Source organism: Flavobacterium sp. FG19, from assembly GCF_057809475.1.
On sequence record NZ_JBMDKA010000023.1, the window covers coordinates 77,070 to 90,345 of the forward strand.

The window sequence follows — 13,276 nt, forward strand, 5'->3', positions numbered from 1 at the left end:
TTATCTCTTAATAAATTTAGCACCGGAACTGCCTTTATCTGATTTGATTACAATCAAATAATTACCAGCTGCGAGCTTAGAAACATCTATATCTGAAACTGATTTTGCATTTGGCACAGCAATCACTAACTGCCCGAGAATATTGTAAATTTCAATAGATTTTATTTCTATGTTCTGAGAACTGCCTAATTTTAAAGAATTCTGTACCGGATTAGGATACAGCGTGAAATAATTAGAAAATTCGAAATCTTTAGTACCTAATGTCTTAAAAGTAGATGTTGCTTTATTCGTTAAAATTGGGTAATTGTAATCAAAATAAATATTAGCTTCATTGGTAAATGAATCTCCTGTAACAAGTGTTGGTTTCGTTTTGATTTTAAAAGCAATATAACCGTCGTTATTGGCATCATCAAAAGGAAGATTAATATTTTCGAAAATGAATTCTACTTTATTTTCTGCAGAAATTTTTGTCACAAAAGAATGACTTGAACTGGTTGAAATCAAAGTTGAAATATCGAATTTGGTCAAATCAATCATATCTTTTACCACAATATTCTGTGCCGGATAAGTTCCCGTATTTTCAAATCGGATCATATAATGTACATATTCACCAATTAACTCCGGAGTAATGACATCACCTTCCAGACATGTTTTATCGTTTGGATCATAGGAACCAACTACTGTTTGATTTAAAGTAAAGGAATTATCTAAAGGTGTTTTATCGGTCTCCTGAGAAGTAATCAATGCTTTGTATTTTAGTATATCACCATTATTAACTGCTGGTTGATCTGTTGGTTTGTTTACTTTAAAAGTCAAACCAATATCTTTAGTAGCAAATGGAAGTAAATTTGAAAAATTCCAGGACAAACCATTGCTTATTTGGCTTTCTACCGCCTGGCTTGAATCTTTAAAATCTAAAACATCGTCATTAAAAATTAAACTAATAGAACCAGACTGCGTAACGTTACCTTTATTTCTATATACTAATTTGTATTTTGCGTCAAATCCCGGACGCGCCGCTTCTGTAGGTATTAAAACTATTTCTAAGTCAGGTTCATTTCCATTTGATGAAATACAGAAATCCTGCGTATAAGGACTTGTTTCTGCTGGAAAATTCACAGTTATTGATGTTGGAGAAACTGTAAAATAATTTGGGTTTTCTATAATTGGTCTGATAGTTACTACTCCTGCCTGAACCGGGATTGCATAAGACGAATTATTGGCAGAGTAAAAACTACCCGAATTTGTTCCGTTCGTAATTGTATACTTTAAATTTGAAAATACTGAATTATTCGGCAAGCATTCTTTATTATCAAAATTATATCTGTTTGTTCCATTAATAATATAATAAGCTTTACCCGGAACAAAATTACAATAGGTATTTATTTCACAATTTTTTGGATTACCCAAAAGCTGCTGATAATACTTAATATTCTCGTCGTCAACACATAAATATTTTAGATTAGGTGCTCCTATCGAATAACCAGATGATGCTTTTCCGTTTTTCAGCAATAAATAGAGCAAAGAATCAACATAATAAAGACTTAAATTCTGAAGCTCCTTTAATGAAGACAAATCCAGAAACTCTATTTTACCTGAGGAGCCATTGAGCGATTTGAGATGTGGAATCTTAGTTACATCTAAATTCAAAAGACCACTTCTTTCATAATTTAATGACTCTAAATTTTCAATACCAGATAAATCAAGAGTTGTCATTGATGTGTTAAAAGCACAATCTAACACTTTTAGCACGGGCAAAACACCCAGTGTTAAAGTTCCCATTTTGTTTTTACCACAGTATATTTCTGCTAAACTATTACATTGAGAAACTGTCAGGCTATTTAATTGAGGCTTAAAAGAATCACCCTCACAAACTAAAGTCTTGAGTTTAGACATATTTGAAATAGTCAAACTATTTAACGAATTACTGCTGCAGTTTAAATATTCTAAATTTTGACACTTTGAAACATCAAAACTTGTTAAACTATTATAGAGAAATCGAAGCGTTTTTACTTTTGTAAGAGCTGTAAAATCCAGACTGGTCAAACTATTTGAACTGCAATCCAGATATTCTAAATTTGGTAAACCAGATAAGTTTAAAGTTTTTATGGCATTAAAGCGACAATCTAAATATTCCAGTTTGTTTAAATTATCAAGAGTTAATGAAGCAAGGCGGCTTTCGAAACAGTACGCTTTTTTTAAATTCACCAATCCGGTAAAATCTAAACTGGTTATAATAGTCCCGTAAGATCTTAATTCTGCTAGTTTTGTCAGACCTGATAAATCTAAAGAAGATATTGACAATCTGCTGCAATCTAAATATTCCAAATCTGTTAATCCGGAAACATCAACGGCAGAAAGATTATTACAATGATTTGTATCAAGATATTTTAATTTTGTTAATCCTGAAATTTTCAAATATTTCATCTGATGAGTTTCAGAACAAGTAAGTTTTTCCAGATTTTTAAGTAAGGTCAGATCAAGTGTCTGATTATAAAAACCCGAACAGTTTAAGTCTTTTAAGTTTGTAAAATATTCAATTCCTGACAAACTTAGAATAATCCCTACTCTAACAGGCATGTCGGTATTAAGTTTATATACATTTAAAGCCTCGCTTAATTCAATTTCTTTGTCGTCATTTAAATCAATTTTGATTGGATTTCCATTAACGTCCTGAGCGATATCATTGGTTGTGTCCGCCTTAAGCAAAGTTTGTTTAAATGTAACATCCGGAATAGTAATTATTTGAGCATTCATCCCTGTGAAAAAGCATAAAGCCAAAGTTAAAAAGTAGAGTTTCTTCATATTTGGAAATTTTAAACAAAAGTAGCTTTTTAACAGAATAACACAACTTTAATTGTTAAAATTTTCAAAACGTTTTACTTACATTCTAAAAAAAAAGTCCCACATTGCTGTGAGACTTTCTATTTCAGGAAACTTGAGAATTATTTTTTCTCAGTTTTTTCCATTTTAGCTTTAAGAGCAGCTAATACGTCGTTGTTGTCACCTAAAGTCGCAGCTGGTGCGTTAGTAGATGCAGCAGAAGTATTTTCAGCAGCAGCTTTTACATTTTTCTCTTCTTCTTCTCTGAAGATAGCAGTGTGAGAAGCTACAACTCTTTTGAATTCTTTGTTGAACTCAATAACTTTGAAATCAGCAGTATCACCTTTTTTCAATTTCTTTCCGTCTTCTTTTTCAAGGTGACGAGTAGGAATGAAAGCAACGATATCATCTCCGAATTCTACAGTAGCTCCTTTGTCAACGATTTCAGAAATCTCACCGTTGTGGATAGTTCCTACAGCGAAAGAATCTTCGTATTGATCCCAAGGATTAGCAGTAGTTTGTTTGTGACCTAAAGATAATTTACGTCCTTCAACATCTAATTCTAATACTACAACATCAAGTTTTTCACCAACGTTTACAAACTCAGATGGGTGTTTAATTTTCTTAGTCCAAGAAAGATCAGAAATGTAGATTAATCCATCAATTCCTTCTTCTAATTCTACGAAAATACCAAAGTTTGTGAAGTTTCTAACGATACCTGTATGTTTAGAACCTACTGGGTATTTAGAAGTAATGTCAGTCCATGGATCCTGAGTCAATTGTTTGATACCTAATGACATCTTACGATCTTCTCTGTCAAGAGTTAAGATAACTGCTTCAACAACATCTCCAACTTTCACAAAGTCCTGAGCAGAACGTAAGTGAGTTGACCATGACATTTCAGAAACGTGGATTAAACCTTCAACACCTTCAGCAACTTCGATAAATGCACCGTAATCAGCGATTACCACTACTTTACCTTTTACTTTATCACCAATTGTTAAGTTAGCATCTAAAGCATCCCATGGGTGAGCGTTTAATTGTTTCAATCCTAATTGAATTCTTGTTTTCTCATCATCGAAATCAAGGATTACAACGTTTAATTTTTGATCTAATTCAAGAACTTCACTTGGGTGGTTGATTCTGCTCCAAGAAAGGTCAGTAATGTGAATTAATCCGTCAACACCACCTAAGTCAATGAACACACCATAAGAAGTAATGTTTTTAACAACACCTTCTAATACTTGTCCTTTTTGTAATTGACCGATGATTTCTTTTTTCTGTACTTCAATATCAGCCTCGATAAGAGCTTTGTGAGATACAACAACGTTTTTGAATTCGTGGTTGATTTTTACCACTTTGAATTCCATCATTTTGTTTACATATACATCGTAGTCTCTGATTGGCTTAACGTCAATTTGAGATCCAGGTAAGAACGCTTCGATTCCGAATACGTCAACAATCATACCTCCTTTAGTTCTGCATTTAACAAAACCGTTAACGATTTCTCCAGTTTCATTTGCTGCAATAACTCTATCCCAAGATTTGATAGTACGTGCTTTTCTGTGAGATAATACTAACTGACCTGTTTTATCCTCACGGATGTCGATTAATACTTCTACTTTGTCACCTACTTTTAAATTTGGGTTGTAACGAAATTCGTTTAAAGAAATAACACCTTCAGATTTAGCATTGATATCAACGATAACGTCTCTATCTGTAATTCTAACAACAACTCCTTCTACTACTTCTTCCTGATCTGTAGCAATGAAAGTTTTTGATACTAGTTCCTCAAACTCTTGTAAGTTTTTCTCATCTACTGCATCGATTCCTTCTTGGAAGTTGTGCCAGTTAAAATTTGCTAAAAACTCTTCTTGTGATTTTGTTTGTTCAGACATGCTGATAAAAAAATTTGTATTCTGTTTTTCTTGAGTTTCATTAAGCAGTAGAAAATACAGAAGTTGTTTTACATAAATAGTTGATACCTAAAGGAAACTCTTCTTTGCCAAAAGGTCTGCAAAATTACTACAAATATTTGAACTTACAAAATAAATTAAAGATTACCAGCCAATTATTTAAAAGAAAAAGATTTTAACTCGTTTTAGACATAATGTCTTTTTAAGACCCTACCGATTTAAACAAAAAAAGCTTTGCCAAAAAATTATTCTTTTAACAAAAGCTTCTCTAAATCAAGCTCAAACTCCATATCTCTCAACTCGTTAAGCACGTATAATAAAATCTAAAAAACTTTTCCATGTCTTGAATTCTCACTCGTTTGTGTCCAAACTTCAGCTCTGGCAAACTTACGGTTTTCAAAATGCAACTCTAAATTTGGCAAAACACCAAATGAACTTTGAGTTCCTATATCAAATCTCAAACATAAGTAATGGGAATTAAATGCATTACTTTCTCCAGACCAAAATAAATTTAAAGTCGAAAAATTAATTTCCGGAATCTTTTTTAATTTGTCCTGAGGGACATATAAACTTTTGTCTTTAAAAGCAATCTTAAACAATGTCCAGTTATTCCCATTAGATTGTACAGTTACAATTTCCCCTGTTTTGTAAAATAATTGCACTTCCGATATTACTATTCTCTTATTGATAATATCCTGACAGAATTTTTCTAATTTTACATCCTTATAATCAAAACGAACTACTTCACTGTTTTGCGTAATAAAAATAAGCCGTTGCGGAACTTCAATCCGATCTTTATGTGCATCCATAGTACTAAAAACAAAAAATAAAAGAATTAGAAATATTGATTTACTATTTTTCATATCAATAAAGCAGGCATCAAATTATAAATCTAAACATTAAAAACTATACTTAAACTAAGAAACCTGTAAACTCTGATTCTCAATTTTCACATTAAAACTTATTTCAGCCTGTAATGCTTTAAAAACCTTAATTACAGTATCAATTGTCGCACTGTTTGCGCTGCTTTCTAATTTAGAAATCTGAGCCTTTTTAACACCAATTAATTCTCCTAATTGTTCCTGAGTAAGATTCCTTTCCTTTCTGGCAGTTTTAATCATTCTGCCTAATAAATCCATGCTAAGCTCGTACTCATATTGATCTCTTTCAGGAGTTCCTATTTCACCAATATACTTATCTTTCATTTCTGAAAGCGAATATGATTTCAATTCTTTCTTTCCCATGCTTTCAAACTTTATTTATTTTCAAAATAATTATCTTTTATTTTCTTTGCCCTTTCAATATCACTTAAAGGAAAATTTATCAGCCTCTTCCAAAAATTTTGTTTCAAAATATTTCATCAAACTTTCGTATAACAAAAACACCACAAAAAGTTTCTAAAATTAGAAACTTTTTGTGGTGTTTTTTATTTTATTAGATCTGTTTTTTCCTGAAAACCTAACTTCAAAGATTAGGAATCTTAATGACTCAAATTCTCAATTTCTTTTGGATCATGTTTGTGTTTAAATAAAACAGCAAAAGCAATCGCAATTACCAAAGCATAAAGTGCAAAAGAAAGCCAGATAGTATGCCAGTCTTTCATTAAAACCGGATTTGCAAAAATTCCATCAGAAGAAATTGAATTCCCTTGGCTTTTTACAAATTCTACCATCTTTTCATTTGAAGCGTCTGTTTGTAAAAATCCTGCTAATTCAGTTGTATTAACGAATGATTTTGTAAAGAAACGGTCGATTGCCCATCCAGAAGTTAAACTACCTAAAACCGCTCCTACTCCATTGGTCATCATCATAAATAATCCTTGGGCCGAAGAACGGATTTTAGAATCGGTATTGCTTTCTACAAATAAAGAACCTGAAATATTAAAGAAATCAAACGCCATTCCGTATACAATACAAGACAGAATAATCATCCACAAACCATTTACCGGATCTCCAAAAGCAAACAATCCAAAACGCAGAACCCAGGCCAGCATACTGATCAGCATTACTTGTTTGATACCAAAACGTCTTAAGAAAAACGGAATTGCTAATATAAATAACGTCTCAGAAACCTGAGAAATCGACATGATAATGGTCGAATATTTTATAACAAACGAATCTGCATATTTTGGAAAATGTTTAAATTCATCCAAAAACACATCTCCATAAGCATTTGTTAGCTGAAGTGCTCCTCCTAAAAACATAGAAAAAACAAAAAACAAAGCCATTTTGTAGTTCACAAACAATTTAAAAGACTCTAAACCTAAAGTTTCAATCCACGTTGCATTTTCTTTAATCAAACGCTGCGGCTTGCATTTAGGCAGTGTAAAAGCATAAATCCCTAAAATCAAAGCTCCAACACCTGCGATATAAAACTGATATTCAGTTGCTTTACTCCCGCTTAAATTTGTAATCCACATAGCCACAATAAAACCAATGGTTCCCCAAACACGAATTGGCGGAAAATCTTTTACGATATTTTTATTATTTAATTTTAATGAAGTATAAGATATAGAGTTACTTAAAGCAATTGTCGGCATATAACAGCACATAGCCAAAAGCATTACAACAATAAAATTATCCGGAGTTGTTACTTGTGCAATTCCAAACAAAACTACAGCGTACACAATATGAAGAATTCCGTATAATTTTTCAGCATTTACCCATCTGTCGGCAATAATTCCGGTTAATGTAGGCATGAATAAAGAAGCAATTCCCATGGTTCCAAATACCAAACCAAACTGTGTTCCTTCCCAATTTTTGGTTCCAAACCAATAATTTCCAATTGTAATCAGCCAGGCTCCCCAAACAAAAAACTGAAGAAAGCTCATTACGATTAACCTGTTTTTAATTCCCATACGATGAATTGTATTTTTAGTAAAAATGAAGTCGTAAAACTAGCATTAAAAATAATATCTACAAAAAATTAATCTATTTTAACAACATCGTTTACTAATTCTAAAACGGCAGCAAACTGCTCCTCTCTGCTTAAGTAAGAATTATCAATCTCTATGGCATCCTCCGCAATTATTAAGGGTGAATCTTCGCGATGTGTATCAATATAATCTCTTTCAACTACGTTTTTTAAAACCTCTTCGTACGAAACATCATTCCCTTTTTGTTTCAGCTCGTCAAAACGTCTCTGTGCACGGGTTTCTGCGCTGGCTGTCATAAAAATTTTAAGTTCTGCATTAGGAAAAACTACCGTTCCAATATCCCTTCCATCCATCACTATCGCCTTATTAACGCCCATTTCCTGCTGTTGTTCGACCAGTTTGGCTCGTACTTCTGAAACTTCAGCCACTTTACTGACAAAATTTGAAACTTCAATTGTCCTGATTTGTTTTTCAACATTCTCCCCGTTCAGATACATTTCAGCAAAACCCAAATCAGCATTAAACCTGAACTCCAGCTGAATTTTTGGTAAAGCCGCTATCAGAGCTTCTTTGTCAAAAAAATCAGGTCCGATAAAGGTATTCTGCATCGCAAAATAAGTTACTGCACGATACATTGCTCCCGTATCTACGTATACATATTCAAGTTCTTTGGCAAGCTGTTTCGCTAAAGTGCTTTTTCCGGTTGATGAAAAACCATCAATCGCAATTGTTATTTTTTTCAATTTATATTGTTTTTATTATTTTTTCTTAAATACTTTTTGTGACTATCCAATAGTGAATACCTGTTGCAAATGTAACCATCTTTCTTTTTATACCGAACTTGCAGAAATAATTAAAAAGCAGTAAATTCTTCTTTTATTCACCAAAAGACAAAATGATCTGAGGCCAGAAATCATCAGTTTAAAAAAAATTTATAAGCTGATTAAAAACTTTTTAGGCTATAACTAAAAAAATTATTGCAAATTTAATACTAGCCCGAAAAGACTTGTATTGGCAGCCAAAGTATATCTGGAATAGGAATAATTGAATTTTAGTTTATTCATTTTTATTCCCAGCCCTAATGAAACACCGGAAAAATTACGCTGTTCATTAACTCTGAGCTCTTCTCCTCTTCTGAAATTATAGCCTAAACGAATATTAAAAGCCCGTTTTGGAAACAATTCCACACCAAAAATAACGTGACGTAAAGCATTATTTACGAACGAAACTTTCTCAGCACTTGTTGAGCCGTCGATATTAGTTTCTCCTCGAACGGGATTTGAAAAAGAAATATTCCACTGCTGTAAATTTTCCAGAGTAAGATGCCAGCGGATGGGAACGTGTTCCAGTTCCTGAGAAACCCCGGCCGTAATTTCAAAAGGTAAATTCTCCTGTATTCCGGAGTAGGTCTTAAACTGTGTTCCTATATTACGAAATACAAGTGCGAAATTAATATCATTTTCCTCTACGACATATAAGAAACCTAAATCAACAGCAGCTCCAATCGAATTATAACTCTCTAATGTAGAAGTGATCAATTTAGCATTAGCACCAATATGCAGGTTGGTAAAGGGTACATTGTAAGCATATCCCAAAGAAAGCGCCCCTTCACTTCCTGTAAAATCAGAAGTAGCCTGACCATTTTCATCATATCCTTCAAAAGAACCGTAATTAATATAATTAACCCCGGCATAAAAAGTCTGCACATGGCGGTCGTAAGTATACGCATAAGAAGCCGTTCCGTAAGAAGCTTCTCCATAATAATTACCATAATTCAGCGCCAGATGATTGTCCATATCCTCGTTTAAAACAGCAGGGTTAGACATGGCCTGATTAACGTCTTCGTCATAAATAGTGATAACCTTCCCGCCCAGTGCCGCCTGACGCGGAGATGTTGTTAAATTTAAAAACTGATAAGTGTAACGACCTCCAATCTGTCCGAAAGAAACCGAACAAACGAATAAGAATAAAAAAAGTAGAGGTTGTTTTGGCATTCTTTTTTGGCGCTCCTATATGGGACTAACGCAGACGCAAAGATAAAATTATATAAGTCAAAAATAAAATACAATACAGAAATTCCAAATTCTGAAATTCCAAATTCCAAAACAGAAGTTTTTAAACCGGAATCCGGCTGCGGACAATAACAAACAGGTAAAGCTATTTCTTTATTCCAGTCACCGCAAACAGAACATCAAAAAAAATCCAAATTTCAATCTAAAGTTTTTAAATTGGAATCTGGACTTTTAATATTGGAATTTTTAAGAATATCTTATTTCAACTGCTTGGCATTTTTAACATTCTGATCTGTCAGTGCAATAGCCAGTACTTCACTCATTTCTTTTACATAATGAAAGACAAGACCTTCCAGATATTCTTCTTTAATTTCATCGATATCACTTTTGTTTTCATGACATAAAATGATTTCTTTGATACCGGCACGTTTGGCTGCCAGGATTTTCTCTTTAATTCCGCCTACAGGCAGTACTTTTCCTCTTAGAGTAATTTCCCCGGTCATAGCAAGGCTTTTCTTTACTTTTTTCTGAGTTAGTAAAGAGACCAAAGAAGTCAGCATGGCAATACCGGCACTTGGTCCGTCTTTTGGCGTAGCTCCTTCCGGTACATGCAGGTGAATATTGTATTTTTGAAATAACTCTATTGACAAACCTAGCTTTTTAGCATTGGCCTTAATATACTCCAGGGCAATAGTAGCTGATTCTTTCATTACATTCCCAAGATTTCCGGTAATGGTTAAAGCGCCTTTTCCTTCAGAAATCAAAGATTCGATAAACAAAATATCACCGCCAACACTTGTCCAGGCCAGCCCTGTTACTACACCAGCAACATCATTGTTTTCGTATTTATCACGTTCTAATCTCGGAACTCCCAAAACTTTAACGATATCCTCGTCAGTCACTTTTTTATTGTAATCCTCTTCCATAGCAACAGCTTTGGCTGCATTACGAATTACCTGTGCAATTTTGGTTTCTAAATTACGAACACCTGATTCTCTGGTATATCCTTCTACAATTTTTTCCAGCTGCTTTTTACCAATAGTAAGGTCCTTTGCTGTCAAACCGTGTGCTTCCAGCTGTTTTGGAAACAAATGTCTTTTTGCGATTTCAACTTTTTCTTCTATGGTATAACCTGACATTTTAATTACTTCCATTCTGTCACGCAAAGCCGGCTGAATCGCCGCCATGTTATTGGAAGTAGCAATAAACATCACTTTAGATAAATCGTATCCCATTTCCAGGAAGTTATCGTAAAAAGCGTTGTTTTGTTCCGGATCTAAAACTTCTAATAAAGCTGAAGACGGATCGCCGCTGTTTCCATTTGATAACTTATCAATCTCGTCCAGAATGAAAACAGGATTCGAAGTTCCGGCCTTTTTAAGGCTCTGGATAATACGTCCCGGCATCGCTCCGATATACGTTTTTCGGTGTCCGCGAATTTCCGCCTCATCACGTAAACCACCTAACGAAATACGAACATACTCACGTCCAAGCGCTTCTGCAACCGAACGTCCGATAGAAGTTTTACCAACCCCCGGAGGCCCTGTTAAACATATAATAGGAGATTTCATGTCATTTCGCAGTTTTAAGACCGCCAAATGCTCAATCATTCTTTTCTTTACTTCTTCAAGTCCGGAATGATCTTTGTCTAATATCTTTTGAGCATGTTTTAAGTCGAATTTATCTTTAGAATATTCTCCCCAGGGCAATTCTAAAAATAACTCTAAATAATTACGCTGAATCCCAAAATCAGGAGACTGCGGGTTCATTCGACGCATTTTTGACAATTCTTTTTCGAAATGTTTCTGCGTTTTTTCATCCCATTTTTTGGTTTTCGCTTTCTGTCCCATCTCATCCATTTCCTCTTCCTGCGAAACGCCTCCAAGTTCTTCCTGAATGGTTTTCATTTGCTGGTGAAGGAAATATTCGCGCTGCTGCTGGTCTAAATCAAAACGGACTTTTGACTGAATGTCATTTTTCAATTCTAATTTCTGCAGTTCTACGTTCATGTAACGAAGCGTTTCCAGAGCACGTTCTTTTAATCCGTTTATCGATAAAAGGCCTTGTTTTTCTTTTACTGATAAATTCATATTTGAAGATACAAAATTGATTAAAAACGACTGGCTTTCAATGTTTTTAATCGCAAAAGTAGCTTCAGAAGGAATATTTGGGCTCTCTTTAATAATCTGAATGGCCAGTTCTTTAACTGAATCTAAAATAGCTGTAAATTCGCTGTCATTTTCGTCAGGACGTTCCTCTGCCACTTCTTTTATAGTAGCCGTCATATAAGGATCTTCTGAAACCACTTCATCAATTTCGAAACGTTTTTTCCCTTGTAAAATAACCGTTACGTTTCCGTCAGGCATTTTTAGTACACGTAAAATACGGGCCACTGTTCCTACCTTATGAATATCGTCTTTTGACGGATCTTCGTCCTCTTCATTGATCTGGGAAACAACACCAATTATTTTTCCGCCGGCATTGGCATCATTTATTAATTTAATTGATTTATCTCTTCCGGCTGAAATTGGTATTACTACACCCGGAAATAAAACCGTATTTCTTAAAGGTAAAATAGGCAGTGAAACAGGAAGCTCTTCATTGTTCATTTCCTCCTCATCTTCCGGAGTCAGTAATGGGATTAATTCTGCTTCTGAATCAAATTCCTGAAGTGACAGATTGTCAATAGTAAGTATTTTATGATTTGACATAATAGTATATAAGTCGTTTTGTCATTAAAAGTTCAATCTAAATTGCAAACAGTGTTGTAAAAGCGTTTCTTTTAACCAAACTCTTCATTTGCAAGACAGGTCGTAAAAATAGACAATCATTATGCCAAATCCAACAACGTCAGATTTGAATTCGTATAAAAAGAAGAAAGCATAAAAAAAGGCCGAAATTAATTTCGACCTTTTAATTCATATTTCCAGATTCGCTTAGTTTAATTTATGAGATACCAATTCAGATGATGCATCACCTAAAACAAACTTAATTACCCCGACTCCTTTTGCCATCCAGTATTCTGCTTCATATAAACCGGCAGATTCTCCTTCCATTGTAATTTCCTGTTTAAATTTGAAATGAATAACATCTTTATAAACGACACCTTTTACCGTTGTCGTTATTCCCTTTTCTACAATAGTACCGGTATATTTTGTTGTTGATGAAATACTTCCCAATCCCGTGTAAGTCGTCGTCTGTGTATAACTTCCCGTCCAGGTTTGATTTACATCAAGGTAATCTTTAAAGAAAAGAAATTCGTATCCGCTTACTTTTCCTGTCAGGCCGTTAACATTAATATTAATATCATCAAGTTTGATATAATAATCCCCTGATGTTTTTTTAAGAGAGGCTGAAACTGAACCTCCAATTTCACTTGAAGAAGCGGTAAGAAATTTATCAAACTTAAAATAAGTGGCTCCGCTTACATTTTCGGTACTGATGATTTTCATGCTAGTTTCATTACCACTCTGACTTAAGACCCATTGATTGCCTACTGCAGCAGGCCAGTAATCATTTTGCGAAGCTTCCGGTGTCTGCTCGTCAGAACCTGAATCGCTTGAACAGGAAGTAAATAGTGCCGTTGATACCATTAGCGCTATCAGCGCAAGGTTTTTCATTTTTTTCATAGGATTATATTTGTTTTTTGG

9 protein-coding genes are annotated in these 13,276 nt (G+C 34.0%); all 9 read right to left on the reverse strand.

The features are described from left to right. The 9 genes from ACODST_RS20495 to ACODST_RS20535 all read right to left on the reverse strand — a co-directional run bounded on the left by ACODST_RS20495 (position 1) and on the right by ACODST_RS20535 (position 13,255). Positions 1-2,805: a DUF7619 domain-containing protein gene (locus ACODST_RS20495; RefSeq protein ID WP_488933947.1), complete on the reverse strand. Its 2,805-nt coding sequence runs from the start codon at positions 2,803-2,805 to the stop codon at positions 1-3. A gap of 140 nt (positions 2,806-2,945) precedes the next feature. Next, positions 2,946-4,721: a 30S ribosomal protein S1 gene (gene rpsA / locus ACODST_RS20500; RefSeq protein ID WP_488933948.1), complete on the reverse strand. Its 1,776-nt coding sequence runs from the start codon at positions 4,719-4,721 to the stop codon at positions 2,946-2,948. 341 nt (positions 4,722-5,062) lie between these two features. Further along, positions 5,063-5,602, reverse strand: a complete 540-nt coding sequence (locus tag ACODST_RS20505; protein ID WP_488933949.1) for a hypothetical protein — start codon at positions 5,600-5,602, stop codon at positions 5,063-5,065. Between the two features lie 54 nt (positions 5,603-5,656). Continuing rightward, positions 5,657-5,983: a helix-turn-helix domain-containing protein gene (locus ACODST_RS20510; protein WP_488933950.1), complete on the reverse strand. Its 327-nt coding sequence runs from the start codon at positions 5,981-5,983 to the stop codon at positions 5,657-5,659. Positions 5,984-6,219: 236 nt separating this feature from the next. Beyond that, positions 6,220-7,596, reverse strand: coding sequence for a nucleoside permease (locus ACODST_RS20515; RefSeq protein WP_488933951.1), 1,377 nt, complete (start codon positions 7,594-7,596; stop codon positions 6,220-6,222). Between the two features lie 68 nt (positions 7,597-7,664). Next, entirely contained in the window at positions 7,665-8,357 is a 693-nt protein-coding gene (gene cmk, locus ACODST_RS20520; RefSeq protein ID WP_488933952.1) for a (d)CMP kinase, read from the reverse strand. Positions 8,358-8,588: 231 nt separating this feature from the next. Next, positions 8,589-9,608: a type IX secretion system protein PorQ gene (gene porQ / locus ACODST_RS20525; protein ID WP_488933953.1), complete on the reverse strand. Its 1,020-nt coding sequence runs from the start codon at positions 9,606-9,608 to the stop codon at positions 8,589-8,591. A gap of 275 nt (positions 9,609-9,883) precedes the next feature. After that, positions 9,884-12,337 (reverse strand): endopeptidase La, encoded by a 2,454-nt coding sequence (lon, locus tag ACODST_RS20530; RefSeq protein ID WP_488933954.1) that lies wholly within the window; start codon positions 12,335-12,337, stop codon positions 9,884-9,886. Positions 12,338-12,562: 225 nt separating this feature from the next. Further along, positions 12,563-13,255, reverse strand: coding sequence for a hypothetical protein (locus ACODST_RS20535; protein WP_488933955.1), 693 nt, complete (start codon positions 13,253-13,255; stop codon positions 12,563-12,565). Positions 13,256-13,276 lie beyond the last annotated feature (21 nt).